This window comes from Lentzea sp. NPDC055074 (assembly GCF_053608005.1).
In genome coordinates this window covers 135,692-159,824 of sequence record NZ_JBSGUQ010000020.1, presented here as the reverse complement: position 1 = coordinate 159,824, position 24,133 = coordinate 135,692, and the positions used below count along the sequence as shown (strand labels likewise).

28 protein-coding genes, 1 tRNA gene and 1 riboswitch are annotated in these 24,133 nt (G+C 69.6%); of the genes, 19 read left to right on the top strand and 10 right to left on the bottom strand.

Annotated elements, in window-relative coordinates; all coding sequences use genetic code 11:
* Window positions 1-29: 29 nt before the first annotated feature.
* The 7 genes from ACWF7A_RS35480 (at window position 30) to ACWF7A_RS35450 (ending at window position 6,034) form a co-directional block, all read left to right on the top strand.
* Window positions 30-1,403 (top strand): PucR family transcriptional regulator, encoded by a 1,374-nt coding sequence (locus ACWF7A_RS35480; RefSeq protein ID WP_452254877.1) that lies wholly within the window; start codon window positions 30-32, stop codon window positions 1,401-1,403.
* Between the two features lie 144 nt (window positions 1,404-1,547).
* Window positions 1,548-1,619: transfer RNA gene (locus tag ACWF7A_RS35475), tRNA-Glu, on the top strand.
* 119 nt (window positions 1,620-1,738) lie between these two features.
* Window positions 1,739-2,401 (top strand): SAM-dependent methyltransferase, encoded by a 663-nt coding sequence (locus tag ACWF7A_RS35470; protein WP_452254876.1) that lies wholly within the window; start codon window positions 1,739-1,741, stop codon window positions 2,399-2,401.
* Window positions 2,402-2,479: 78 nt separating this feature from the next.
* Entirely contained in the window at window positions 2,480-3,088 is a 609-nt protein-coding gene (locus ACWF7A_RS35465) for a DUF4383 domain-containing protein (protein WP_452254875.1), read from the top strand.
* Window positions 3,089-3,160: 72 nt separating this feature from the next.
* Complete coding sequence (locus ACWF7A_RS35460) at window positions 3,161-3,841, top strand: M50 family metallopeptidase (protein ID WP_452254874.1); 681 nt, start codon at window positions 3,161-3,163, stop codon at window positions 3,839-3,841.
* Window positions 3,842-3,904: 63 nt separating this feature from the next.
* Entirely contained in the window at window positions 3,905-5,638 is a 1,734-nt protein-coding gene (gene argS, locus ACWF7A_RS35455) for an arginine--tRNA ligase (RefSeq protein ID WP_452254873.1), read from the top strand.
* A gap of 75 nt (window positions 5,639-5,713) precedes the next feature.
* Window positions 5,714-6,034, top strand: a complete 321-nt coding sequence (locus tag ACWF7A_RS35450; protein ID WP_452254872.1) for a WhiB family transcriptional regulator — start codon at window positions 5,714-5,716, stop codon at window positions 6,032-6,034.
* On the opposite strand, the gene ACWF7A_RS35445 is transcribed toward ACWF7A_RS35450, so the two are convergent.
* Entirely contained in the window at window positions 6,004-6,738 is a 735-nt protein-coding gene (locus ACWF7A_RS35445) for a SigB/SigF/SigG family RNA polymerase sigma factor (protein WP_452254886.1), read from the bottom strand. The genes ACWF7A_RS35450 and ACWF7A_RS35445 overlap by 31 nt on opposite strands.
* Window positions 6,739-6,836: 98 nt before the next feature.
* The gene (locus ACWF7A_RS35440; RefSeq protein ID WP_452254871.1) at window positions 6,837-7,235 is read right to left on the bottom strand and encodes an ATP-binding protein; all 399 of its coding nucleotides are present in this window, start codon (window positions 7,233-7,235) and stop codon (window positions 6,837-6,839) included.
* Window positions 7,236-7,367: 132 nt separating this feature from the next.
* Here ACWF7A_RS35440 and ACWF7A_RS35435 point away from each other — a divergent pair, with 132 nt between their 5' ends.
* Complete coding sequence (locus tag ACWF7A_RS35435; protein WP_452254870.1) at window positions 7,368-8,036, top strand: ATP-binding protein; 669 nt, start codon at window positions 7,368-7,370, stop codon at window positions 8,034-8,036.
* On the opposite strand, the gene ACWF7A_RS35430 is transcribed toward ACWF7A_RS35435, so the two are convergent.
* Window positions 8,033-8,389: an STAS domain-containing protein gene (locus ACWF7A_RS35430; protein ID WP_452254869.1), complete on the bottom strand. Its 357-nt coding sequence runs from the start codon at window positions 8,387-8,389 to the stop codon at window positions 8,033-8,035. The two genes, ACWF7A_RS35435 and ACWF7A_RS35430, sit on opposite strands and share 4 nt — an antisense overlap.
* A gap of 178 nt (window positions 8,390-8,567) precedes the next feature.
* Window positions 8,568-9,236: an ANTAR domain-containing protein gene (locus tag ACWF7A_RS35425; RefSeq protein ID WP_452254868.1), complete on the bottom strand. Its 669-nt coding sequence runs from the start codon at window positions 9,234-9,236 to the stop codon at window positions 8,568-8,570.
* Window positions 9,237-9,501: 265 nt separating this feature from the next.
* Between ACWF7A_RS35425 and ACWF7A_RS35420 the strand changes: the two genes are divergently transcribed.
* The 9 genes from ACWF7A_RS35420 (at window position 9,502) to gcvP (ending at window position 17,757) form a co-directional block, all read left to right on the top strand.
* Window positions 9,502-9,705, top strand: coding sequence for a hypothetical protein (locus ACWF7A_RS35420; RefSeq protein WP_452254867.1), 204 nt, complete (start codon window positions 9,502-9,504; stop codon window positions 9,703-9,705).
* A gap of 109 nt (window positions 9,706-9,814) precedes the next feature.
* Window positions 9,815-10,396, top strand: a complete 582-nt coding sequence (locus tag ACWF7A_RS35415) for a CDP-alcohol phosphatidyltransferase family protein (protein ID WP_452254866.1) — start codon at window positions 9,815-9,817, stop codon at window positions 10,394-10,396.
* A 42-nt stretch (window positions 10,397-10,438) separates the two neighbouring features.
* Window positions 10,439-10,822, top strand: coding sequence for a glycine cleavage system protein GcvH (gene gcvH / locus ACWF7A_RS35410; protein ID WP_452254865.1), 384 nt, complete (start codon window positions 10,439-10,441; stop codon window positions 10,820-10,822).
* A gap of 113 nt (window positions 10,823-10,935) precedes the next feature.
* On the top strand, window positions 10,936-11,394 hold the full coding sequence (garA, locus tag ACWF7A_RS35405) for a glycogen accumulation regulator GarA (RefSeq protein ID WP_030476302.1): 459 nt from the start codon (window positions 10,936-10,938) through the stop codon (window positions 11,392-11,394).
* 48 nt (window positions 11,395-11,442) lie between these two features.
* Complete coding sequence (ftsR, locus tag ACWF7A_RS35400) at window positions 11,443-11,982, top strand: transcriptional regulator FtsR (RefSeq protein ID WP_452254864.1); 540 nt, start codon at window positions 11,443-11,445, stop codon at window positions 11,980-11,982.
* A gap of 151 nt (window positions 11,983-12,133) precedes the next feature.
* Window positions 12,134-12,607 (top strand): bifunctional nuclease family protein, encoded by a 474-nt coding sequence (locus ACWF7A_RS35395; RefSeq protein WP_030468959.1) that lies wholly within the window; start codon window positions 12,134-12,136, stop codon window positions 12,605-12,607.
* A gap of 328 nt (window positions 12,608-12,935) precedes the next feature.
* On the top strand, window positions 12,936-13,502 hold the full coding sequence (locus ACWF7A_RS35390; protein WP_030476305.1) for a MerR family transcriptional regulator: 567 nt from the start codon (window positions 12,936-12,938) through the stop codon (window positions 13,500-13,502).
* Window positions 13,503-13,589: 87 nt separating this feature from the next.
* Complete coding sequence (locus tag ACWF7A_RS35385; RefSeq protein WP_452254863.1) at window positions 13,590-14,558, top strand: Clp protease N-terminal domain-containing protein; 969 nt, start codon at window positions 13,590-13,592, stop codon at window positions 14,556-14,558.
* Window positions 14,559-14,614: 56 nt separating this feature from the next.
* Window positions 14,615-14,710, top strand: a riboswitch (glycine riboswitch).
* Window positions 14,711-14,862: 152 nt separating this feature from the next.
* A complete protein-coding gene (gcvP, locus tag ACWF7A_RS35380) occupies window positions 14,863-17,757 on the top strand; it encodes an aminomethyl-transferring glycine dehydrogenase (protein WP_452254862.1) in 2,895 nt (964 codons plus the stop codon).
* 45 nt (window positions 17,758-17,802) lie between these two features.
* On the opposite strand, the gene ACWF7A_RS35375 is transcribed toward gcvP, so the two are convergent.
* Genes ACWF7A_RS35375 through ACWF7A_RS35360 form a run of 4 tightly spaced genes read right to left on the bottom strand, consistent with a single transcriptional unit; the run spans window position 17,803 to window position 19,664 of the window.
* Window positions 17,803-17,985 carry a hypothetical protein gene (locus ACWF7A_RS35375; RefSeq protein WP_452254861.1) on the bottom strand — a complete coding sequence of 61 codons (183 nt, stop codon included), beginning with the start codon at window positions 17,983-17,985 and terminating at the stop codon, window positions 17,803-17,805.
* A 13-nt stretch (window positions 17,986-17,998) separates the two neighbouring features.
* Complete coding sequence (locus ACWF7A_RS35370; protein WP_452254860.1) at window positions 17,999-18,613, bottom strand: class I SAM-dependent methyltransferase; 615 nt, start codon at window positions 18,611-18,613, stop codon at window positions 17,999-18,001.
* An 11-nt stretch (window positions 18,614-18,624) separates the two neighbouring features.
* Window positions 18,625-19,284 (bottom strand): maleylpyruvate isomerase family mycothiol-dependent enzyme, encoded by a 660-nt coding sequence (locus ACWF7A_RS35365; protein ID WP_452254859.1) that lies wholly within the window; start codon window positions 19,282-19,284, stop codon window positions 18,625-18,627.
* A gap of 2 nt (window positions 19,285-19,286) precedes the next feature.
* On the bottom strand, window positions 19,287-19,664 hold the full coding sequence (locus tag ACWF7A_RS35360; protein ID WP_452254858.1) for a DUF3224 domain-containing protein: 378 nt from the start codon (window positions 19,662-19,664) through the stop codon (window positions 19,287-19,289).
* A gap of 49 nt (window positions 19,665-19,713) precedes the next feature.
* Here ACWF7A_RS35360 and ACWF7A_RS35355 point away from each other — a divergent pair, with 49 nt between their 5' ends.
* Together ACWF7A_RS35355 and ACWF7A_RS35350 are read left to right on the top strand one after the other, a co-directional pair.
* A complete protein-coding gene (locus ACWF7A_RS35355) occupies window positions 19,714-20,685 on the top strand; it encodes a helix-turn-helix transcriptional regulator (RefSeq protein ID WP_452254857.1) in 972 nt (323 codons plus the stop codon).
* Window positions 20,673-21,488: an aldo/keto reductase gene (locus ACWF7A_RS35350; protein ID WP_452254856.1), complete on the top strand. Its 816-nt coding sequence runs from the start codon at window positions 20,673-20,675 to the stop codon at window positions 21,486-21,488. Before ACWF7A_RS35355 ends, ACWF7A_RS35350 begins: the two co-directional genes overlap by 13 nt.
* Window positions 21,489-21,502: 14 nt before the next feature.
* On the opposite strand, the gene ACWF7A_RS35345 is transcribed toward ACWF7A_RS35350, so the two are convergent.
* Together ACWF7A_RS35345 and ACWF7A_RS35340 are read right to left on the bottom strand one after the other, a co-directional pair.
* Window positions 21,503-23,179 (bottom strand): substrate-binding domain-containing protein, encoded by a 1,677-nt coding sequence (locus ACWF7A_RS35345; protein ID WP_452254855.1) that lies wholly within the window; start codon window positions 23,177-23,179, stop codon window positions 21,503-21,505.
* Window positions 23,180-23,272: 93 nt separating this feature from the next.
* Complete coding sequence (locus ACWF7A_RS35340; protein ID WP_452254885.1) at window positions 23,273-24,088, bottom strand: 3-methyladenine DNA glycosylase; 816 nt, start codon at window positions 24,086-24,088, stop codon at window positions 23,273-23,275.
* Window positions 24,089-24,133: the final 45 nt, after the last annotated feature.

Below are 24,133 nucleotides of genomic sequence, written 5' to 3'. Positions count from 1 at the left end.
TCGTTGTGCACAATCCTGGACTTGTGGTTGTGCACACCGTCCCGCTGAGGGATCTCGTCGCCCGCGTCGACCTCGGTCTGACCGTCCTGTGTGGAGCGGACGCGCTGGACCGGCCGGTCCGCTGGGCGCACGTGTCCGAGCTGGAGGACCCGACGCCGTACCTGGTCGGCGAGGAGCTGCTGCTCACGGCCGGCGTGCGGTTCCCGTCCGACGTGCCCGCGTACGTCGCCGGGCTCGTGTCCTCGGGCGTCTCGGCGATCGGGTTCGGTGTCGAACCGGAGTTCCCGACGGTGCCGCCCTCGCTGACCGAAGCCTGTGCGGCACAGGGCATGCCGCTGCTGGAGGTGCCACCGTCGACGCCGTTCCTCGCGGTCTCGCAGGCCCTCGGCGCGGTGCTCGCGGAGATCGCCGTGCGGGAGCAGCGGATGCTCGCGGACAGTCAGCGCGCGCTGACCCGTGCCGCGACCCGCGTCCGTCCCGTCGAGTCGGTGCTGACGACGCTCGCCGTCGTGCTGAACTGCCGCGCCGACCTCGTGGACGCCGCGCACGCGCCCGAGGACGTGTCCTCTCTCGTGGCCCGCGTCGCGTCCGGGACGGGACCCCGTTCGGCCTCCGCCCAGGTGGGTGAGGACCACGTGACGCTGGACCCGGTCGAGTCCGCGGTGCTCGTGGTGCGCAGGCCCGCCCCGCTCTCACCCGCCGAACGCGCTGTCGTCGCCGTCGCGCTGGCGCTGCTCGGGCTGCTGCGCCGCGACCTCGAGAGCGAACGCGGGCAGATCGCGCGCCTCGCGGCCTCGGCGTTGCTGCGCACCGAGGTGTCCGGTGTGGAGGAGGTGCTCGGGGCCGGGCCCTACCGGGTCGTGGCGGGAGAGTCGCGGGCGGACCACGACGTGCTCGCGCAGCGGTACGGGCCGCTGGTGTCGAAGGTGGAGGGTGGGTTCCTCGCGCTGGTGGCCGACGGGCTGGACGTGTCCGGGCCGGTCGGGGTGTCCCCGGTCGCCGTGCCCGCGGTGCCTCCCGCTCGCGCTTCGGAACCGGCCGCCCTCCCCGCCGCCGCGATCGGCGCGGCGGTGGCCGAGGCCTCGTCGCTCCTCCCACGAGCGCTCGCCACCGGCGAACCGGCGCTCCCGGCGTCCGATCTGTCCTCTCTGGTGGACCCGGTGGCCGCCCGCGCCTTCGCCCGCCGCGAGCTCGCCGGGCTCCTCGGCCGTCCCGAACTGGTCGGCACGCTGAGGGCCTGGCTCGGCCAGCACGGCAGCTGGGACCGGGCCGCGACGGTGCTCGGCGTGCACCGCAACAGCGTCCGGCACCGGATCTCCCACGCCGAACGCCTGCTCGGTCGTGATCTTGGAACGGCCGACGCGCGGGCATCGCTCTGGCTGGCGCTCCAGTGGCTCGATTAATTCCTTTGCGGCCGGTGTGCGCGGTCCGTCATCATTGTTCACATGATCCGAGCAGATGAATGGGCCGGAGCGCCCTCCAAGCCGTGACCTGCTAGTTCACTTTCTTCTATTTCTGCGAGCATTTTAGTTTCAATGCTCGTTTCAGGCGTGTTCGTCCAGTGGTCAGGACGTCGGACTCTCAATCCGGAAACACGGGTTCGATCCCCGTACGCGCTACGTGGCCCGGTCTTCGTGGGGTGGACCGGGCCCTCCCGCGGGACGGTCCATGTCAGACGGACCCAAAGAATCTTCGAAAACTTCGCCCGAATGGTCTAGGCGCCAGTTACGCTCTGCGAATGGCTGCGGTCCCCGCCTTCGCACGCTACGAGGTCGACGTACGTCGGCCGAACGCCGCGCGCATCCATGACTTCTACCTCGGCGGCGCGCACAACTACGCAGCCGACCGCGCGTTCGCCAAGCAGGCGGTCCGGATCGACCCCGAGCTGCCGCTCGTGACCCGCGCCCAGCGCACGTTCCTGCGCCAGGCCGTCCGCCACTGCTGGGCGGCGGGCGTGCGCCAGTTCCTCGACCTCGGCTCGGGCATCCCGACGTGCGGTGCCGCGCACCAGACGCTGCCCGAGGCGCGCGTGGTCTACGTGGACTCCGATCCGGTCACGGTCGCGTTCTCCCGTGGACTGTTGCGCGGCGAACCGCGGGCGTGCGCCGTCGAGGCGGACCTGCGTCGTCCCGACCAGGTTCTCCGGCATCCGGGCGTGGTGTCCCATCTCGACCTCCGCGAGCCGTACGCGGTGCTGATGGTCGACGTCCTGCGGTACGTCGACGACACCACCGGGCCGGGCCGCGTCGTCCGCCGCTACCGGCACGCGCTGCCCGCCGGCGGGTTCCTCGTGGTCTCGCACCCCACCCCGGTCGAACAGCTCATGGAGGGTCTGTCGATCGAGGCCCCGGCCGTCGTGCCGGGCGCGTACGCGGGCATCGGGCGCAAGGGCCCGCGCTGACCCCCGGCCCCGAACGTTTGGTCCCTGTGAGGTCGGGGTAGTCCGGCAGGCGACAAGACACGGAGCCTGGAGGGCGACATGACCCACCGCATCAAGGTCGCCGGTCTGCAGCCGGTGCAGTTGCTGGCCGGACTGGCCGGCATCGCGTTCATCGTGTTCGGCGTCGTGGGTTTCACCCGCACCGGGGTCGGCGACTGGGCCGCCCAGTCCTACGTGCTCGGGTTCTCGGTGAACCCGCTGCACAACACGGTGATGGTGGCCGTCGGCGTGCTGGGCCTGCTCACGGCTCTCGGTTCGGGTCTCGCGCGGTTGTACGGCTGGCTGCTCTTCGCCGCCTTCGCCGCGATCTTCGTGTGGGACCTGATGATCACCGGGATCCTCGCCCAGAACCCGGCGGAGCAGTACGGCAACCCGCTGGCGATCAACACGAACGACAACTGGCTGCACCTCGGCATCGCACTGTTCGGTCTGCTGCTCGCGGTGATGCCCGCGCGCCGCAAGCTGGTCGAGGACGAGGAGCCGGTGCTGCCCGAGCCTCGCTCGGAGGCGTTCCGCGGCGAGCGGGACACCACCCCGATCACGGAGCCGTTGCCCACCGCGGCACGGCGCGAGGAGCCGATCACCCACGAACAGGCGGTGGTCGACCCCAAGACCGAGCGGGTGAGCAAGGACAAGATCAAGCATTAGGACCCTGTCCGGCACAGACGCGCCGTGAGAGCCCACATGCGGCTCTCACGGCGCGTCTGTTTCGATGTCGCGATGCCTTCCGAGTTGCTGACCCACGAAGTGCTGATCACGTGGGGGACGGCCGCCGCCGCGTTCCTGGCCGTCGCGCTGCACGGGCTCTGGCGGGTCACCCGCAACGTCATCACCATCGCCCACGAGGGCGGGCACGCGCTGCTGGCCGTGCTGACCGGCCGCCGGCTGAGCGGCATCAAGCTGCACTCCGACACGTCCGGCCTCACCGTGTCCCGCGGCAAGCCGCGCGGGCCCGGCATGGTGCTCACCGCGCTGGCCGGCTACGTCGCGCCGTCGCTGCTCGGGTTCGGTGCGGCCGTGCTGATCACCAACGAGAAGATCCAGCTGATGCTGTGGATCAGCATCGGGTTCCTCGCCGCCATGCTGATCATGATCCGCAACGTGTTCGGCGTGCTGTCGATCATCGTCACGGGCGGCGCGTTCTTCTTCATCTCCTTCTACGCCACGTCGGAGGTCCGCGACGTGGCCGCCTACGTGTTCGCCTGGTTCCTGTTGCTGGGCGGCGTCCGGCCCGTGTGGGAGCTGCAGGTCAAGCGATGGCGGCGGCAGGCTCCCAAGTCCGACGCGGACCAGCTGGCCTGGCTCACCGGCGTGCCCGCGCTGGGCTGGGTCACGCTCTTCGGCGCGGTCAGCCTCGCCGCCCTCGTCGGCGGTGGCGCGCTGCTGCTCGGGCGGTGGTGAGGAACCGTTTTGCGACGGGTGAAATACTGAACTGAACAAGCCGGTGGTCGAGAGGTGGGTTCAGTGCTGCGTGGGGATGTCGGGCTCGAACTGGGCCAGCGGGTCGCGCGGGCGTTGCGCGTCGCCCTGGACGTGGACATCACCGCCGAGGAAGCGCTGATCCGACCGTCCACCCGGGACGGTGCCGACTACCAGTGCAACGTCGCGATGAGCCTCGCCAAGAAGGTCGGCAAGAACCCGCGCGAGGTCGCCGCGCTGATCGTCGAGAACCTGGACTCGCAGGACGCGGTGGAGACCGCGGAGATCGCCGGCCCCGGCTTCATCAACCTGGGGCTGCGCCGCGAGTGGCTCGAGACGCAGACCGCGAGGCTGCTGCGCGACGACCGGCTCGGCGTGCCCGAGACCGAGGAGCCCCGCCGGATCGCGATCGACTACAGCAGCCCCAACGTGGCCAAGGAGATGCACGTCGGCCACCTGCGGTCGACGATCATCGGCGACGCGTTCTGCCGGCTGCTGACCTTCGCCGGGCACGAGGTCATCCCGCACAACCACCTCGGTGACTGGGGCACCCCGTTCGGCATGCTCATCGAGCACCTGACCGACGAGGGCCACGGCGCCGACCACGAGATCAGCGACCTCAACGCGTTCTACCAGCAGGCGCGGCAGAAGTTCGACAACGAGCCGGGCTTCGCGGACCGCGCCCGGCGCCGCGTGGTGCTGCTGCAGGGCGGCGACGAGGCGACGCTCGCGCTGTGGCACGAGCTGGTGGGGGAGTCGCAGCGGCACTTCAACCAGGTCTACGAACTGCTCGGCATCGGGTTGTCGGCACAGGACAACTACGGCGAGAGCTTCTACAACCCGTACCTCGCGGACACGATCACCGAGCTGCAGCAGAAGGGTCTCATCGAGACCAGCGACGGCGCGCTCTGCGTGTTCCCGCCGGGGTTCTCCAACCGCGAGGGCGACCGGCTGCCGCTGATCGTGCGCAAGAGCGACGGCGGGTACGGCTACGCCACCACGGACTTCGCGACCGTGCGGTACTGGGTGCGCGAGCGCAAGGTCGACGACCTGATCTACGTCGTCGGCTCGCCGCAGGCCCAGCACTTCCAGATGATCTTCGCCACCTCGAAGCAGGCGGGCTGGCTCGACGACGCCCACACCGCCGTGCACACCGGGTTCGGCACGATCCTCGGCTCCGACGGCAAGACGATCCGGACGCGCGCGGGCGGCACGATCAAGCTCATCGACCTGCTCACCGAGGCCGTCGAGAACTCGTACCAGGTCATGCCCGAGACCTCCGAAGTGGAGGGTGAGGAGAAGGACGAGCTCGCCCGCACGCTCGGCATCGGCGCGGTGAAGTACGCGGACCTCTCCAGCGACCGGGAGAAGGACTACGTCTTCACCTGGGAGAAGATGCTCGCCAAGACCGGCGACACGTCGGTGTACATCCAGTACGCCAACGCACGCACGCTCTCCATCGCCAGGAAGGTCGGGCGTGAGGCCCCCGCGGACGCTCCGCTGGTGCTGCGGGAGAAGGCCGAACGCGATCTGGCGCTGAAGCTGTTGCAGCTGCCCACGGCCGTCCAGGCGGCCATCGACGAGCTCGCGCCGCACAAGCTCACGACCTACCTGTTCGAGACGGCCACGGCCCTGTCCACCTTCTACAACGAATGCCAGGTGGCGAAGGCGGAGACCCAGGAGTTGCAGGACTCCCGCCTGCACCTGCTCACGCTGACGTCCCGGGTGCTCACGCTCGGTCTGTCTCTGTTGGGAATCGGGGCACCCGAACGGCTGTAACAGGTTTATCCCTGGTCAGGCCTCGGGTACGCAGTGATCGCAACTCTTCTTCCCCCTAGTCTCCCGGGAGTCGCGATGACCTGCACGACCCGTCTGCCCAAGCCGGTCACCGAGGTGTGGGACTGGCAGATGGAGGGCCTGTGCCGGGGGGAGAACAGCGCGATCTTCTTCCACCCCGACAACGAACGCGGCTACGCGCGGGCAGCCCGTGAGGACAAGGCGAAGGCGATCTGCGGGCACTGCCCGGTGCTCGCACAGTGCCGCGCCCACGCGCTCGAGGCCCAAGAGCCGTACGGCGTGTGGGGCGGCATGGGAGAGGACGAACGGCGCCAGATCGTCAACGCGGCCCGGCGCCGGATTCGTGCCTACGCCTCTTCCAACACGTCCCGGAGCTGACGCAGCGTCTTCGCGAGCAACCGCGAGACGTGCATCTGGGAGATGCCGACCTTCTGCGCGATCTGGGTCTGGGTCATGTTGCCGAAGAAGCGCATGACCACGATCTTGCGTTCGCGCTCGGGCAGCTTCTCCAGCAACGGGTGCAGAGCCTCGCGTTGCTCGATCATCGCGATCTCGGGGTCTTCCTCGCCGATCGTCGATCCCAGCGAGATCGACGAGTCCTCCGACATCAGCATGTCGTCCAGAGACGCGCTCTGGTAGGCGTTCCCGGCCGCGAGTCCTTCGTGGATCTCCTCGCGGGACAGACCCAGGTGCTCGGCCAGTTCCGACGGTGTCGGCGCGCGGCCGAGCGACTGAGACAGGCGCGACGTGCCCGCGTTGATCGCCAGGTGCAGCTCCTTGAGCCGCCTCGGCATCCGCACCGACCAGCTGGAGTCGCGGAAGTACTTCCGGACCTCACCCATGATCGTCGGCACCGCGAACGACAGGAAGTCGCTGCCGCGGTCCGGGTCGAAGCGGTCGACCGCGTTGATCAGGCCCACCGTCGCGACCTGCACCAGGTCCTCGTGCGGCTCGCCGCGGTGACCGAACCTGCGGGCGATGTGCTGGGCGACCGGCAGGTGCTCGGTGACGAGTCTGTCCCGCAACGTCTCGCGCTTGGCGCCCGCGGGGGTCGCCGCGAGCTCGGCGAACAGCGGAGCCAGGTGGTCGTAGTCACCGGACCGGGACTTCTTCTCCTCGGCCTTGGGCTCTTCCGCTTCCGTCTCGGTCTCCGCCGTCTTGGTCGCCTCTTCCGCCCCGGTCACGCATCCACCGCCCCTGCCGTCGACTTGACGAGGTCGATGTGCACCACGAATCCCTCGGACTCCTCGACGTTGGTCCGCACCGAGTCCACGAGCGCGGTCAGCACGCGCCAGCCGAAGCTGGCCTCGTCCGGACCGGCCGCGGACTTCGCGGAGACCTTCGCCGACACGTGCACGGCATCCTTGTCGTCCACCGCGAAGTGACAGCTGAGCACCGCGTCCTGGGCCGCCAGCGTGATCAACGTCGAACACGTCTCGTCCACGGCGAGCTTCAGGTCCTCGATCGAGTCGAGGTCGAAGTCCTGCCGCATCGCGATGTCCGCCGCGACCGCGCGCACGATGGACAGCTGCGTGGGGTCCGCCGCCATCCGAAGCTCGACGCCTGACAATTGAGTCACAGCCACCTCGTAGTCCGTTCTGCTTAAGGACGGCACATCATTGCCGTACCCGAATCGATCTCATTTCACACGTGTACTGGTCGCGTGCCCAGGGAAGTCACCTGGTGAAGCCCACTCAACCGGAGGAGCGCTGTGCTTGTGCACGAGGATTTCCTTGCCCTCCGATTCCCGGCCGACGCGCACGAGGTGGCACCTGTGCGGCGCCAGCTTCGCGAATGGCTGCACGATGCCGGTTTCGGTGAGGACGAAGCGAGCGATCTCGTCCTCGCTGTCAGCGAGGCCGTCAACAACTCGGTGGAACACGCCTACCCCGGGGCCGCACACGGCACCGTGGAGGTGCGTGGCCGCTTCGAACTGGACGGTTCCGCCCACGTGGACGTCACCGACCACGGCCAGTGGCGCGTGCCGCCGCCGGCCATGACGATGCGAGGGCGGGGCTTCCTGCTCATGAGGGAGAGCGTGGACGAGGTCGAGATCGACCGCAGTGCGAGCGGGACGACCGTCCGCCTGCGTCGAGCCCGGTCGCCCGTGCTGCCCGCGGCCGGGGCGGCGCCCGAGTGCGACGTCCAGATCCACGAGACCTCCTCCGGCGTAGTAGCGGTCGTGCGCGGGAACGTGCCCAGCGTGGACGCTCCTTCGTTGCGCCGGGTGCTCACCACGGCGGCGCGCGGAGGAACCGTGCCGCTGACCGTCGACCTCAGCGGTCTCGGCGCGGAGAGGAGCGGAGTGGAACAGGCCCTCCACGACGTCGCCGAGGCGCTGGGCGCGGCGGGCAACCGCCTCACCGTCCGGAGGAACTAGCCCAGTGCCGAGTCGACGGAGTCGTGCAGGCTGAAGACCTCACCGAGACCGGTGGCCTCCAGAGGGCGCGTCACGGCCCGTGCCTTCGCCACGATCTTGAGGGTGGCCTCCTGCTGCTGCGCGAGCCTTGCCGCCTCGACGAGCACGGCCAGTCCGGCGGAACCGAGGAAGGTCACGCTCGACATGTCGACCACGAACACGCCGCCGTCACCGAGGCCGTTGACCAGTGCTTCACGCAACGCGGGCGCGGACACCATGTCGACCTCGCCGGACACGGCGAGGACGGTGACTCCAGGCGCCGGCTGCCGCACCTTCAGCTCGATCTGCTCCGCACGTGGGTCCTGCACAGTCACCGAAGTACTCCCTCTCGCAAACAGGGAGCCGCCACGCAGCGGCTCCGGACGCGGCTGCTGGCTCAACCGCTGCGGCCACCACCGTACGGGAGCGGCCGCCCAACAGGACAGGTCGAGCAGTCGGTACCCGGACAATGGTCGGTTCAAACGCCCGCTGCCGGATTCTCCGCGAGTTTTCTCAGGCCCGCAGCGCCGCCCACAACCGCTCGGCGACCTCACGGGCGGCGTCCGGAGGGGTGGCGACCTCGTCGGCGCCGTCCTCCAGCGTCCCGCCCGCGGCCAGCACCAGCGCCGTCGCCACGTCCCGCAGCTTCACGTTGGCGTGCTGGCTCGTCCTGACCAGCAGTTCGAAGGCGTCACCGGGGGTGCAGGACCGGGCACCCATCACCAGGCCCTTCGCCTGCTCGATGGTGCGGCGGTGCTGCACCATCCGCACCATCTGGTCGGCCCGCAGGACCTCGCCCGCGCAGAACTCGATCACCGCGGCCGCCGTCGCGACGAGCGGCTCGATCTCCTCGATCGCCGCCAGGTCCTCGACCGTGGGCGCGTGCGAGAGGTAGACCGTCAGCACCACCGGGCCGCTGTCGCCCCAGCTGCCGGGGACCGCGACCACGTGCCTGCCGGCCACCTGAGCGGACACCTGCCGTTCGCCGCGCGAGGCGTCGACGAGCGGTCCCTCGCCGCTCGTCAGCTGCTCGTCGTCCAGCTCCTCGGCGACACCGACAGCGCGCAACGACGTGCCGTCGGGCCACACGCTGAGCCCGACTCCCTCGCAGCCGTCGAGCTGCGAGCACAGGTGCTCCATCAATCTCGAGATGAGCTCCGTTCCGAATTTCACCTGGTCCACGCGCTGATATTAGGCCCGGCCGATCCCAGGTGGACGTTGTGCGGTCATCGGCGTACGACGAACGGTTGCGCAGGCAAGGACCGCGAGTTCCGTTCCGCTTCGGGCCCGAACAGCTCGGCGCGCGGATTGATCCACCCGTCGCTTGGGACCCAGAACACACGAGTGTTCTGAACCACAGTCCGACAGAATTCGTTTCAAGGGATAACGCCGGAGCCCCGGTACGCGACATCCCTGATGTCACGAGAGGACAGAAATGAGAACCGCCATGGAAACCCAGCCGCAGCAGGACGCAGAGTCCGACTCAGCGCTGCCGACCACGCCGTGCAGCGTGGTGTGGAGCCGGGGTCACGCCTACGTGCTCGAGGGTTTCCGCGCTCGCTGGGTGGGCCGCGACGACCGGGGCCGCCCGCACGCCATCACCGGTGCCGAGATGCAGCGCCGGGGCTGGACGCTCACCCACTCCGCCTGAGCGGGACCGCGAACCGAACGAAGAACGACCGCACTCCCGCAACCAGTCGCACAGCGTGCCGTGACGCCATCCGGCAGCCCATGCGCAGTCACTCGTTTAGAGTGCGGGTGTGCGTGATCCGGCTGATCGCCTGCTGACGATTCCGAACCTGCTCAGCGTGCTGCGGCTGGCCGGTGTCCCGCTGTTCCTGTACCTGTTGCTCGGACCCCGCGAAGACGGCTGGGCGCTGCTCGTCCTCGTGTTCGCGGGTTTCTCCGACTGGCTCGACGGCAAGCTCGCGCGCTGGCTCGACCAGACGAGCAGGCTCGGCACGCTGCTCGACCCCGCCGCCGACCGCCTCTACGTGTTCTGCACGCTGCTGGCGTTCGTGATCAGGGACATCGTCCCGCTCTGGGTCGCCGTCGTGCTCGTGAGCCGCGAGATCGTCGTCGGCGTCTGCCTGCTGGTCCTGCGGTACCGGGGCTGGGGCCCGTTCGAGGTGACCTACCTGGGCAAGGCCGCGACCTTCAACCTGCTCTACGCCTTCCCCCTGCTGCTGCTCGCGCAGGGGGACTCGGCGTGGGCCCAGGTCGCCCTGCCGTTCGCCTACGCGTTCACGGTCTGGGGCGGAGCGCTCTACCTGTGGTCGGCGCTGCTGTACGTCTACCAGTTCTTCCTGGCCCTGCGGGGTACACCTCGCACGGTCGCGTGAAAAGATCACCCCATACAGGTTGAGCACGAGGAGCGCAGTCAGTTGATTCCCGAGGAGCTTCGTTACACCGAGGAGCACGAGTGGATCGCCAGCACAGGCGAGAACACCGTGCGCGTCGGCATCACCGACTACGCCCAGGAACAGCTCGGTGACGTCGTCTTCGTCCAGCTGCCCGAGGTCGGTCACACCGTGGCGGCGGGTGACACGTTCGGCGAGGTGGAGTCCACCAAGAGCGTCTCCGACCTCTACTCGCCGCTCGACGGTGAGGTCGTCGCCATCAACGACGCGTTGGTCCAGACGCCCGACTCGGTGAACAGCGATCCGTACGGCGAGGGCTGGATGGTCGAGATCCGGTTGAACGACCCGGAGGCGCTGGAAGGCCTGTTGGACGCGGACGCTTACAAGGCGTTGGTGGAGAAGGAGTGACGTCGATCTTTCGCCGGATCTTCGGCCGGAAGGGGAGCCGCGCTGAAGGCGGTGACCCCAACGCGATAGGTTTTACCGGAAGTGACGGATCCAGCAGCAGGAGGAGAGCTCAGGTGAGCACGAACGACGGCCCAGGCGTTCCGCCGGAGCAGTCCCCGGAGCGGACCTCCGTCTTCCGGGCGGACTTCCTCCAGGAGATGGAAGGCGGCGCCGAGGCGCCCGCACAGGAGCCGGCCGTTGCCGGTGTTGACGCCCTTCCCGCCGGTTCCGCGCTGCTCGTGGTCAAGCGCGGTCCGAACGCCGGATCCCGGTTCCTGCTGGACCGAGACACGACGAGCGCCGGGCGCCACCCCGACAGCGACATCTTCCTGGACGACGTGACGGTCTCGCGCCGGCACGCCGAGTTCCGCCGGGAGAGCGGCGAGTTCGTCGTCATCGACGTGGGCAGCCTCAACGGCACCTACGTCAACCGCGAGCCGGTCGACCAGGCCGTCCTCGCGAACGGTGACGAGGTCCAGATCGGCAAGTTCCGCCTCGTCTTCCTGACGGGTCCTGGCTCCGCGGGAGCCTGACGCGTGACGGCCGGGCGGCCACAACGCGGGGACTCGAGCATCGGCGCTGTGCTCGCGCAGCTTCGGGCCGAGTTCCCCGACGTCACCATCTCCAAGATCCGCTTCCTGGAAGCGGAGGGGCTGGTCCGCCCGGCACGCACCGCCTCCGGCTACCGCCAGTTCAGCGTGGCGGACGTCGAGAGGTTGCGGTTCGTGCTGTCCGCACAACGCGACAGGTACCTGCCGCTCAAGGTGATCCGCGAGCAGCTCGACGCCGTGACCGACTCGGCGGCGTCGGTCTCCCGGATCGATCTGCTGGCCCAGACCGGGTTCGGCGCCGACCAGCTGTCCCAGCTGGAACGCGACGGTCTGCTGCGCCCCGGCCCCGGCGGCCGGTTCACCACCGAGGACGTCACCGCGCTCCGCACGATCCGGACGATGACCGGGCTCGGCGTCGAGCGCGAGCACCTGCGCGCGGTCCGCGCAGCAGCGGATCACGAGGTGGTCGTGCTGAAGTCCTTCTCAGATCCCGAGACGATCCGGGAATTGGCAGGCCTCTTCACCTCGTTGCACACGTTGTTGGTGAGAGCGGGCCTGCGCCAGTCCTGATCAGCTGGAGATGTGTGCCTTCTTGATCACGATCTGCCCGAAACGATTGAGCACACGGCCCGCTTGGCGGGTAGCGTCGGACAGGTACGCCGGGGGATGCTCGGGTGTGAAACCGGGTCGTCCCCGAACAAAAAGAGGGAGGCGAGGCCCGATGAGCGAAATGCGCGTCGTCGGCGTGCGGGTGGAGCTGCCCCAGAACCAGCCGATCCTTCTTCTGCGCGAAACCGAGGGCGAGCGGTACCTGCCCATCTGGATCGGCAGCGTCGAGGCCACCGCGATCGCGCTGGAGCAGCAGGGCGTGCGTCCTGCTCGACCGCTCACCCACGACCTCCTCAAGGACGTCATCGGGGCACTGGGCCGCAACCTCGAACAGGTCAGGATCACCGACCTGCAGGAGGGCACGTTCTTCGCGGAGCTCGTGTTCGACGGTGACGTGCGGGTGTCCGCGCGGCCCTCGGACTCGGTGGCGCTGGCGTTGCGCGTGGGCGTCCCCATCCACGCCGAGGAGTCGGTGCTGGCCGAGGCGGGCCTGATCATCCCGGACGAGCAGGAGGACGAGGTGGAGAAGTTCCGCGAGTTCCTCGACTCCGTCTCCCCGGAGGACTTCCGTGGAGCGGATACGTAGGCACTGCGGGGGAGCGGACATCTGAGTTTTCAGGGGTCGCGCTCTGTCTTGTATGGGCGGCAGGTCAGTTCATTCGGATGTCCCTCGATCAGACTACTTACGGTCGTCATGGCCGCTAAACGATCACTAAACGTCACCTGAACGTGCTAGTTCGGGTGACGGTATGACTCTCAACCTCAGGTTGAGGGTCGCAACTCCCCGCGCGTCGCGTTGACCTGCCATCGGACCGGTCTTACCGTCGAACTCGAGTGGACGTCGCCGCTTCACGAGAGTGGACGCGGCGGCTTGACGGTCATGAGTTTCGTGGCCGTTCCGAGGGGAGGCAGGCGTGGTCGAGGAAGCGCCCTTGAGGGCCGAATCCGGGCTGCAGGGTGAACTGTTCCCGGACTCCTCGCTGCCGGACGAGCTCGTCGGTTACCGAGGACCCGCGGCGTGTCAGATCGCGGGCATCACGTACCGGCAGCTCGACTACTGGGCAAGGACCGGGCTGGTCGCGCCGACGATAAGGATGGCGCACGGCTCCGGGAGCCAGAGGCTGTACTCCTTCAAGGACATCCTGGTGCTCAAGGTCGTCAAACGGCTGCTCGACACCGGCGTCTCGTTGCAGAACATCAGGGTCGCGGTCGACCACCTGCGCCGCCGCGGCGTGCAGGACCTCGCGAGGATCACGCTCTTCTCCGACGGCACCACCGTCTACGAGTGCACCTCGCCGGAGGAGGTCGTCGACCTGCTGCAGGGCGGTCAGGGCGTGTTCGGCATCGCGGTGAGCGGTGCGATGCGGGAGATCTCCGGCACGATCCACGAGTTCCCGGCCGAACGTGCGGACGGCGTCGAGATCGCCCCGATGACCGAGGACGAGCTGACCCGCCGGCGTCGCGAGCGCGCCACCGGCTGACCGGCCCGATGACCGTGGCCGACTGGCCGCCGTGAGTGGCCGGTCGGCAGAAGCGCCGCGATCACGCTGATCCCTAGCGTTCACGGCATGACGCACACCCCTTCCTCGCAGGTCGTGAAGGTGCTGGCCGCCGCGGTGCAGCGAGCCGTCCGGCTGGAGTTCGGCTTCCTCGGCACCGAGAACCTGCTGATCTCGCTGATCGACACCATCGGTCCGGGCCGCAAGCTCGGCGTGAGGTCGCTGGCGGCCCAGGCGATGGCGCGGGGGACCGAGCACTGGGCCGGTGACGACGGCGGTGTCGTTCCCGAGTCCCATCCGGACGTCACGGCGCTGATGAGCGCCGCCTGCGACCTGGCCCGCGTGGACACCGTTCTGCCCGTCAGCCGCGCGCTGGAGGACTGTCTCCTCGCCGCTGCCGGCCAGGCGGGCGAAGGCGTGCTGACCACGACCCACCTCTCGCTCGCGTTGCTGGCGCAGGACTCCGGTCGTGCGGCCGACCTGTTCGTGGTGCGCGGTGTGGACGTCGAGGCGACGGCCGACGCCGTGCGAGCCGACGCCGCGCGGCCCTACGCCGAGCAGGAGGAAGCACCCGCCGTGTGGTTGCTGCGCAAGGCGGGAGCCCTGGAGGGCGAGTCCGGCGGCGGGTACGTGCGCTGGCTGACCAAGCTCGTCTCGCGCGGCCAGGGGCTCGGCGGTCCGATGCTGACCGTCGTGCGCAACGAGGCCGAACGGCTCGCGGTCGCCGCACGGCGTGACCTCTCGTCACGGGACCTCGTCGAGGCGGTGCTGACCGTCGACCACCAGCTCGCGGTGGCGGGCCGCAGGCTCAAGGCGGAGTTCGAGACCGGTGGCGCCGCGGCCCTGCGAGAGGCGGGCGTGGACCCGTCCGCGTTGCCCGCGGGCGGCACCGTGGAACGCGCGGTGGAACGGGCGAAGCTCGTCGCCGCCCGGCGCGGGGACGCGGTCGTGGGCACCCGGCACCTGCTCGAAGCGCTCCGCGACGACCCGGCGGACCCGGTCGCACGGGTGCTCACCGGTCTCGGTGCTGAGACGTAGGTCGCGTCCCTAGGGACTACCTGGACTGCCTGCGGGTATTCTTCGCGGGTAGTCGCTGAACTCAGGCGGGAGAGACCGGGCCCCGAGCCCGGCGCCGAAGGAGCAAGTCCCTCCCCGGGAACCTCTCAGGCATCCAGGACCGCTCGAGCGAGACGCCTCTGGAAAGTGGATCCCCCGGGATCCCGCCGACGGTGAAAGCCCAGCCTGTGCAGGTGGGTGAACCTCTCAGGCGCCCGACATCGGGTACGGACAGAGCGGGGAGGGCACCAGGACACGTGTGCCCGCAGCCCCCCGGAGGCGTTTGATGACGCAGGACCGCATTCCGCTCGCCGCTCTCGAGCACGGCACCCCGTTCGCCGACCGCCACGTCGGCCCGCGCCCCGCCGAACTCGCGCGCATCCTCGACGTCATCGGCGTCGGGTCGCTCGAGGAGCTGGCGCAGCACGCGGTGCCTTCGTCCATCCACGAGCGCGACCTCGTGCTGGACCTGCCCGCCCCGGCCACCGAGACCGAGGCGCTCGCGGAGCTGCGCGAGCTCGCGTCGCAGAACCGCCCGATGACGCAGATGATCGGCCTGGGCTACTACGACACCGTGACGCCGGGCGTGATCCTGCGCAACGTGCTCGAGTCGCCCGCCTGGTACACCGCGTACACGCCGTACCAGCCGGAGATCTCGCAGGGCCGTCTCGAGGCGCTGCTGAACTTCCAGACGATGGTCGGCGACCTGACGGGCCTGCCGGTCGCGAACGCGTCCATGCTGGACGAGTCGACCGCGGCCGCCGAGGCGATGACGCTCGTGCGCCGCGCCGGCAAGTCCAAGTCGAACAAGTTCGTCATCGACTCCGACACGCTGCCCCAGACGCTCGCCGTAATCGAGACGCGCGCCGAGCCGCTCGGCATCGAGATCGTCGTCGCCGACCTGTCGCAGGGCATCGAGGGCCTGGGCCTCGGCGGTGACTTCTTCGGCGTGCTGCTGTCCTACCCCGGCGCGTCCGGTGTGGTGCGCGACCAGAAGGCGCTCATCGAGGAGATCCACAACGCCGGTGCGCAGGCCGTCGTCGTCGCCGACCTGCTGGCGCTGACGCTGCTGCGCGCGCCGGGCGAGATCGGCGCGGACGTCGTCGTCGGCACCACCCAGCGCTTCGGCGTCCCGATCGGCTTCGGCGGCCCGCACGCGGGTTACATGGCCGTCCGGTCCGGTCTGGAGCGTCAGCTGCCCGGCCGTCTCGTGGGCGTCTCCGTCGACTCGGACGGCTCGCTCGCCTACCGCCTCGCGCTGCAGACGCGCGAGCAGCACATCCGCCGCGAGAAGGCCACGTCGAACATCTGCACCGCACAGGTGCTGCTGGCCGTCATCGCGTCCATGTACGCCGTCTACCACGGTCCCGAGGGCCTGCGTTCGATCGCGACCCGCGTGCACCGCCTCGCGACCGTGCTCGCCACGGGCCTGTGCGAGGCCGGTCTGGACGTCGTACACGGCGAGTTCTTCGACACCGTCGAGGTCCGCGTCGAGGGCCAGGCCGCGGCGGTCGTCGCGAAGGCTCGCGAGGCCGGCATCAACCTGCGCCTCGTCGACGCCGACGTCGTCGCGATCGCTTGCGACGAGAAGACCACGCGCGCGCACATCATCGCCGTGTGGGAGGCCTTCGGGGTCACCGGGTCCGATGTGGACGCGATCGACGCCGACACCGCCGACGGCATCCCGGCCGACCTGCGCCGCACCTCGGACTACCTGACGCACCCGGTCTTCCACGCGCACCGCTCCGAGACCGCGCTGCTGCGCTACCTGCGCGCGCTGTCCGACAAGGACGTGGCGCTCGACCGCAGCATGATCCCGCTCGGCTCCTGCACGATGAAGCTGAACGCCACCGCGGAGATGGAGTCCATCACCTGGCCGGAGTTCTCGACGCTGCACCCGTTCGCGCCCGTCGAGGACGCCCGCGGTCTGCTGAAGATCGTGTCCGACCTGGAGGCGTGGCTCGCCGAGGTCACCGGCTACGACGCCGTCTCGCTGCAGCCCAACGCCGGCTCGCAGGGTGAGTTCGCCGGTCTGCTGGCGATCCGCGCGTACCACCGCGCGAACGGCAACGCCGACCGCGACGTCTGCCTGATCCCGTCGTCCGCGCACGGCACCAACGCCGCGTCCGCCGTCATGGCCGGCATGCGCGTCGTCGTCGTGAAGTGCGACGACAAGGGCAACATCGACATGGGCCACCTGCGTTCCACGGTCGCCGAGCACGCGGACGACCTGGCCGCGATCATGATCACCTACCCGTCGACCCACGGCGTGTACGAGGACACCGTCCGCGAGGTCTGCGGCCTGGTCCACGACGCGGGCGGCCAGGTGTACGTCGACGGCGCGAACCTCAACGCGCTGATCGGCCTCGCCCGCTACGGCAAGTTCGGTTCGGACGTCTCGCACCTGAACCTGCACAAGACGTTCTGCATCCCCCACGGCGGCGGTGGCCCCGGCGTCGGCCCGATCGGCGTGAAGTCCCACCTCGCCCCGTTCCTGCCGAACCACCCGCTGCAGCCGACGGCCGGCCCGGCCACCGGTGTCGGCCCGATCTCGGGCGCCCCGTGGGGGTCCGCGTCGATCCTGCCGATCTCGTGGGCCTACGTGCGCATGATGGGCGGCGACGGCCTGCGCCGCGCCACCCTGACCGCCGTGGCGGCCGCGAACTACGTGGCCCGCCGCCTCGACGAGCACTACCCGGTCCTCTACACCGGCGAGGGCGGCTTCGTCGCCCACGAGTGCATCCTCGACCTGCGCCCGATCACCAAGGCCACCGGCGTGACGGTGGACGACGTCGCGAAGCGCCTCGCCGACTACGGCCTGCACGCCCCGACGATGTCGTTCCCGGTCGCGGGCACCCTGATGGTCGAGCCGACCGAGTCCGAGGACCTGGCCGAGATCGACCGGTTCATCGACGCCATGATCGCCATCAAGCGCGAGATCGACCGCGTCGGCGCCGGCGAGTGGCCCGTCGAGGACAACCCGCTGCGCAACGCCCCGCACACCGCGGCCTGCGTGACGACCGGCGAGTGGAACCACCCGTACACCCGCGAGGAGGCCGTCTTCCCCGCGGGCCAGAGCAGCACGCCGAAGATCTGGCCGCCGGTCCGCCGCATCGACGGCGCGAAGGGCGACCGCAACCTGGTCTGCTCCTGCCCGCCGCTCGAGGCGTACAGCAGCTGACGTGGTTCGAGGGAGAAGGGGCGCACTCGGGGGTGCGCCCCTTTTTCACGCCCCGACGGGGCAGGCGTCGTCGCCGCAGTTCTCGTCGGCGCTCAGACCGGGCTGGTTCAGGTCGTGCTCGAACGCGAAGTGGAAGCAGTCCGGGTGCATCCGCTCGAACAGCTCGAAGTCCTCGGTCTCCAGCTCGACCGTCTCACCGCAACGCTGGCAGATCTGTTCCTCTGACACGGCGCAGATGGTCTCACCCGCGCCGGGCGAACAGCACCGCGCCGTCCTCGCCGTTCTCGCCGAACAGCCACCGCGCCTCGACGGTGAAGCCCGCGTCCCGCAGCCAGCCCGCCACCCGGTCCGGCGGCCGCAGGTGCACGTCCACCCGCATCGGGTGCCCTCCGTAGCCCGTGGTCTTGCGGTTGGTGCGGTCCCCGACGTGGAAACCCAGCTGCAGCAACCCGCCCGGCCGCAGCGCCTCGCGGAAGTGCCCGAACACCACGGGAACGAGCTCGTCGGGCACGTGGATCAACGACCACCAGGCGAGGATCCCGCCGAGCTCACCGCCGATCGGCTCGGTCATCGACCCCACCTCGAACCGCAGCCCGGGGTGGCTCTCCCGCGCGAGCGCGATCATCGCGGGGGAGAGGTCGATCCCGGACACGTCCACACCGAACCCGTGCAGCAGCGCGGTGATGTCACCGGGCCCGCAGCCGACGTCCACGACCGGGCCGCTGACCTCCTCCGCGAACAGCCGCAGCGCCGCCCGCAGGTGCGGCAGGCCGTCGAGCAGGCCGCGCGTGAGGTCCGCGTAGCTGACCGCCACCGTGTCGTAGGAGTCGCGCGTGTCCGCCAGCCAGTCGCTCACAGCCGAGGAAGTTACTCCTCGAACGGCTCCGGCCGGTGCCGACCGAACAACGCCAGCGACGAGATCCACACGTCCGGATCGCCGTCCCACGGCAGCGCCTTGATCTGGTCGGCCGACCGCCGCCCGCCGATGGCCCGCATCAGCTCGAACGACGTCGTCCGCAACGTCCCGGCCGGCTCGCCGTGCCCGAGCACGCGGTCCCCGTGCTCCAGCGTGATCCGCAACGCGGGCACGTCGTTCTCCCGCATCCGCTGGTCGAGCTCCTGCAACGGCCGCACCAGCGCCGCCCGCACCTCGACGCCGTCCCGGTCGCCCGGAACCCCCAGCGCCGCACGGAGGTCGTGCTCGTGCGCGACCACCTCCGAGACCAGGACCGGCCCCATCGGCGTGTCGAACAGGTCCGCGGCGAGGAGGAGGTTCGCGTCCCACTCGGCGAAGGCGTCGGCGAGCGAGTTGTCACGGCGGTCGCGCACCTGCCGTTCGCCCCACTCGCCCGACTCGACGCCGTCGAACCGGCGGTCCGCGAAGTCGCGCAGACCGCCGGCGAGGTGCGCCACCACGTCCTTGACCGACCAGCCGGGCGTCGCCGGCACGGGCGTCTGGGGATCGCGTCCCTCGACGAGCGAGGTGATCCGGGCCTTGGCCGCGACGTAGGTGGGGGCGTTGGTCATCGTCAGACCTCGTACTCCAGGGTGTAGGTGCCGCTGCCATCCTCCGCCCAGTCCACCGACACCGCACCTCGCGCGTTCAGGTACCTCCCGGTGCCGTCGACGACCTCGATGACGGCCTCCACAGAGGACCGGTACGCGCCGACGTGCCGCAGCACCAGCGTGCCCTCGTCCGTCGTGATCTCCTCCAGCGCGGTCGTCCACGCCACGTTCTCGCCGTAGTACATGAGGTACCGGCAGCTGCCGACGCCGCTGACGTCACCCGCGTACCCGAACCGCACGTGCGCCTCGGTGAGCTTGCGTCCCTCGACGTCCTGGTAGGACCGGCCGTCCCAGGTCTTCTCGTCCCAGCTCTTCACTTCGATGGTTCCGGTTGCCTTCATGGCGCCCACTCTGCTGGTAATTCCTGACAGATCGTGTCAGGTTCATCCCATGAAATCCGGCAGGCTCCTTCAGGTCCTCCTGCTCCTGCAGTCGAGGGGCCGGATGACGGCCGACGAGCTCGCGCAGGAGCTGGAGGTCTCGCCGCGCACGATCTACCGCGACGTCGAGGCCCTGAGCGCGTCCGGCGTCCCGATCTACGCCGACCGCGGCCCGGCGGGCGGCTACCAGCTGGTCGACGGCTACCGCACCCGGCTGACCGGCCTCACCACCGACGAGGCGCAGTCGCTGTTCCTCGCAGGGCTCCCCGGACCCGCGCAGGCGCTGGGGCTGGGGGAGTTCGCGGCCGCCGCCCAGCTGAAGCTCCTCGCCGCGCTGCCCACGGAACTGCGGTCGCGCGCCGAGCAGATCCGCCAGCGCTTCCACCTCGACACCCCGACGTGGTTCCGCGGCGACGAACCCACCGAGCACCTCGCCACGATCGCCGACGCCGTGTGGGAGCAGCGCAGGATCCGCATGACCTACCAGCGCTGGGGCAACCAGACCGTCGACCGCGAGGTCGACCCGTACGGGCTCGTGCTGAAAGCGGGCACCTGGTACTTCGTCGGCAGCGGCCGCACCTACCGCGTCTCGCGCGTGCTCACCCTCGAAGCCACACCGGACACGTTCGACCGCCCGGAGGACTTCGACCTCGCGCGGTTCTGGGCCGAGTGGTCGGAGCAGTTCGAGGCCCGCATGTACGGCGAGCGCGTCACCGTCCGCATGACCCGCCAGGGACTGGACAAGTCGCAGTACCTGCTCAGCGGGTACCAGGCGCGCGTGATCCGGGAGCTCGCACCGGAACCGGGCCACGAGTTCGGCTTCCCGACCGAGTCGTACCGGCACGTCGTCGCTGACCTGCTCAAATTCGGCGCGGACGTGGAAGTGCTGGCACCAAACGAGGTGAGGCACGAACTCGTCGCGACAATCAAGGCGATGCACGACGTCTACAACGGTGCGAAGCTACCCGCATGGTTCCGCTGATCTCGTTGAACAACGGAGTTCGGATCCCTCAACTCGGCTTCGGCGTCTACCAGGTGCCGGAGGACCAGGTGGCCGGTGCGGTCACGACGGCGATCGAGGCCGGCTACCGCAGCATCGACACGGCCGCGGCGTACGGCAACGAGTCCGGAGTCGGCGACGCGATCGCCGGCATCCCCGACCTGTTCATCACGACCAAGCTGTGGAACGCAGACCAGGGCTACGACGCCACGCTGCGCGCGTTCGACGAGAGCCTGCGCCGTCTGCGCCTCGACGTGCTCGACCTCTACCTCATCCACTGGCCCGCCCCGGAACGCGACCTCTACGCCGAGTCGTGGCGTGCGTTGGAACAGCTCTACGCCGACGGCCGGGTGCGCGCGATCGGCGTGTCCAACTTCCACACCCCGCACCTGCAGCGCCTGTTCGACGAGTTCCCGACCACGCCGGCGGTGAACCAGATCGAACTGCACCCGTTGCTGCAGCAAGAAGAGATGCGCAAGGTGCACGTCACCCACCGCATCGTCACCGAGGCCTGGTCGCCGCTCGCGCAGGGCGGCGCGCTGCTGCGCGAGCCCGACATCGCGAGCCTCGCCGAGAAGTACGGCAAGACCCCGGCCCAGATCGTGCTGCGCTGGCACGTCCAGCTCGGCACCGTCGTGATCCCGAAGTCCGTCACGCCCTACCGGGTCAAGGAGAACATCGACATCTTCGACTTCGAACTGGCCCAGGACGACATGCTGGTGATCAACGAGCTCGACAACGGCACCCGCACCGGCCCGGACCCCGACCGCTTCAACGTCGCCTGACCACCCGCGTTCGGTCAGGCCTTGGTCGACAGCACCTGACCGAGCGCGGCCTCCACGCCGTCCACGTTCTCCACCACCGACACCGAACCACCGGTCGTCTGCGCGATGTCCGTCAGCGCCGCCTTGTCCACCTCGCCGCCGATCGCGATGAAGCTGACCGGCAGGTCCGTCCCGTGCAGCTGCGCCTTCAGCGCGTTCAGGTCGATCCCGCCGTCGGAGGTGCCGTCGGTGATCACGACGACCCGGTTGACCCGCCCGGCCACGAACCCGTCGTGCGCCGTCTCGTAGCAGGCCGCCAGCGCGGTGTAGAGCTGTGAGCCGTCCGAGGTCTTCAACGAGTCGATCGACCTGCGCAACGCGTCGCGCTTCTCGCTGACGGGGGCGGTCGCGACCAGTTGCTTGTGCGGCTTCGAGCCGTCGAGGTCGCGGGCGAACTCCCACAACCCGAACGAGCCGGAGACCGACCTGTCGACCTGGCCGCGCAGGGCCGCCTTCACCTTGTCCAGTCTGGGTTTCATCGACGTCGAGACGTCCGTCAGCACCGTGACGACCTGTCCGCCGCGGTCCGCCGACGCCCAGGCCGAGGAGATCTGCTGCGTGGTCGTCGCGTCGGCGCCGACCAGGTTCTCCGTGACGGGGGACCAGGACACGCCCGGCGAGGGCGACGGGCGGTCCTGAGTGGACTCCACCCGCAGGCCGCCCTTCGCGAGGATCGCCTGCTGCGCGGGTTCGGTCATGAAGTCGCGGAACGCCTGCGCCGCACGCACTTCGGCCTCGCCGACCTCGCTGCCGCCGAGCGCGACGTACGGGAAGTCCGCCACCGGCGCCGGTCCGGCGGGCAGCACGCCCACCAACGGCTTCGACGGGGCGTCCTTGCCCGTGTTGTGCTTGAACAGGTCCACTTCGGACACCGGCGTGACGGAGAAGCCCGCCGCGTTGACCGTCGCGCTGTCACCCAGGCGCGCCAACGCGTCGCGCGTCGTCGCCGGCACCTCCGGCGGCACGGTGGCCGCGAGCTTGGAGAGCGCGGCCTTGGCGGCGTCGGATCCGAGCGTCTCGGCGGTGACCGGGCCCTTGCCGCCCGCCAGCGCCGACTGGATCGCGAGCGCGGACGCCGTGTTCGTGGCGGGGTCGGGCATCGCGACGCTGAACCGGCCCCAGGGCTGGCCGAACTTGGTCCAGTCCGTCACCTCGGGCATGTCCGGCCAGCGGAAGTCCTTGAGCACCGGCGCGGCGGCCTCGGGAGCCGCGAGCAGCACCGGTGACGTGCCGACGGACTTCGGCGCCGAGCCGACCAGCTTCGCGTTCAGCGCGGACAGCCGGTTCGCCCAGAGCGTCGAGTCGGGCAGCCACGCGTGCGGGCGCTTGCCGAGCTTCTGCTCGTCCCAGGTCGTCGTCAGGCCTTCGAGCACCGCGGAGGAGTCCGCGGAGGTCACTTCGATGGCGATGCAGTGGTCGTACACGACGGGCCTGGTCGCGCTGTAGGCCTGTGCGACGTCCCTGACGGCACCGGCGACGCTGGGCGTCACCGACACGCGCAGGACGGAGTCACCCTCGCTGCAGTCCTGCGCCAGCGCCTGGGAGCGCTTGTCGAGGATGTCGCCCGCCCAGGACAGCGCGAGCCAGCTGAGGCCAAGCAGCACCACGAGCACAACGATCAGCACGGGCCATTTGGCGATTCCGCGCTTCACCTTCGCCCGCAGAGTGCGGTGTCGAGACATCGATCCCTCACAACTACTCAGCGGCCCCCGACGACCGCCAATCACGCTAACAGGTGAACTCGGTCAGCAGAGTGAAGTCACTTCAAGTATCGATCGGCACACGACGATGATCCGTTCTCGCAACGGTCGCGCCCGTTCGGCGAACTCCGCCTGCCGCCGCACGTACTCGGCGCGCCCCTCCGGCGACTCGATCCGCACCGGTCCGTAGCCCAGTTCCGCCAGGTCGTAGGGGGAGGCCTGCATGTCGAGTTCGCGCACGTCAGCGGCCAGTTCGAAGCAGTCGGCCACCAGCGCCGACGGCGTCGCGGGCTCCAGTTTGTACGCCCACTTGAACAGGTCCATGTTCGCGTGCAGGCAGCCCGGCTGTTCGTTCTGCAACTGTTCGTCGCGAGTGGGCTGCAGAGCGTTACGCGGCCGAGCGGGTGGCGTGAAGAACCGGAACGCGTCGAAGTGCCCGCACTGGATCCGGCTCGCGTCGACGACCTCGTCGGTGCCCTCGCTGCCGAGCCTGAGCGGCCACGCGTTGTGCCGGACCTCCTCGGGCTGCTGCCGGTAGACCATGGCCCACTCGTGCAGCCCGAAGCAGCCGAGGCGAGCGGGGCGGCTCAACGTCGCCGTGAGCAGCCCCTGCACGAACTCCAGCGTCTTCGCGCGTTGCCCGACGAAGCTCTCCACGTCGAGCGTGACGCCCTCGTCCGTGAGCTTGTAGTGCGGGAACTCCAGGTACTCCGCCGCGTCCTCCAGCACGACGCCGGGACCCGGATGCCAGCGTTCGAGCCGCACAGGCCGATGGCTGTAGTACGTGAAGAGGAAGTCGATGACCGGGTGCTTCTCCTTGCGAAGCTTCCGCTCCTGGTGCGGTCCCGTGAACCGGCGCATGCGCTCGACGTGCGAGTCGCGCAACTGGTGCCATTCGGCTCGGGT

Bases quoted from the DNA above. Each gene is read 5' to 3' on its own strand.
- ACWF7A_RS35470 (WP_452254876.1), top strand. From the start codon at position 1,739: ATGGCTGCGGTCCCCGCCTTCGCACGCTACGAGGTCGACGTACGTCGG.
- ACWF7A_RS35465 (WP_452254875.1), top strand. From the start codon at position 2,480: ATGACCCACCGCATCAAGGTCGCCGGTCTGCAGCCGGTGCAGTTGCTG.
- ACWF7A_RS35460 (WP_452254874.1), top strand. From the start codon at position 3,161: ATGCCTTCCGAGTTGCTGACCCACGAAGTGCTGATCACGTGGGGGACG.
- ACWF7A_RS35450 (WP_452254872.1), top strand. From the start codon at position 5,714: ATGACCTGCACGACCCGTCTGCCCAAGCCGGTCACCGAGGTGTGGGAC.
- ACWF7A_RS35420 (WP_452254867.1), top strand. From the start codon at position 9,502: ATGGAAACCCAGCCGCAGCAGGACGCAGAGTCCGACTCAGCGCTGCCG.
- ACWF7A_RS35395 (WP_030468959.1), top strand. From the start codon at position 12,134: ATGAGCGAAATGCGCGTCGTCGGCGTGCGGGTGGAGCTGCCCCAGAAC.
- ACWF7A_RS35385 (WP_452254863.1), top strand. From the start codon at position 13,590: ATGACGCACACCCCTTCCTCGCAGGTCGTGAAGGTGCTGGCCGCCGCG.
- gcvP (WP_452254862.1), top strand. From the start codon at position 14,863: ATGACGCAGGACCGCATTCCGCTCGCCGCTCTCGAGCACGGCACCCCG.
- ACWF7A_RS35365 (WP_452254859.1), bottom strand. From the start codon at position 19,284: ATGACCAACGCCCCCACCTACGTCGCGGCCAAGGCCCGGATCACCTCG.
- ACWF7A_RS35360 (WP_452254858.1), bottom strand. From the start codon at position 19,664: ATGAAGGCAACCGGAACCATCGAAGTGAAGAGCTGGGACGAGAAGACC.
- ACWF7A_RS35355 (WP_452254857.1), top strand. From the start codon at position 19,714: ATGAAATCCGGCAGGCTCCTTCAGGTCCTCCTGCTCCTGCAGTCGAGG.
- ACWF7A_RS35350 (WP_452254856.1), top strand. From the start codon at position 20,673: ATGGTTCCGCTGATCTCGTTGAACAACGGAGTTCGGATCCCTCAACTC.
- ACWF7A_RS35340 (WP_452254885.1), bottom strand. From the start codon at position 24,088: ATGCGCCGGTTCACGGGACCGCACCAGGAGCGGAAGCTTCGCAAGGAG.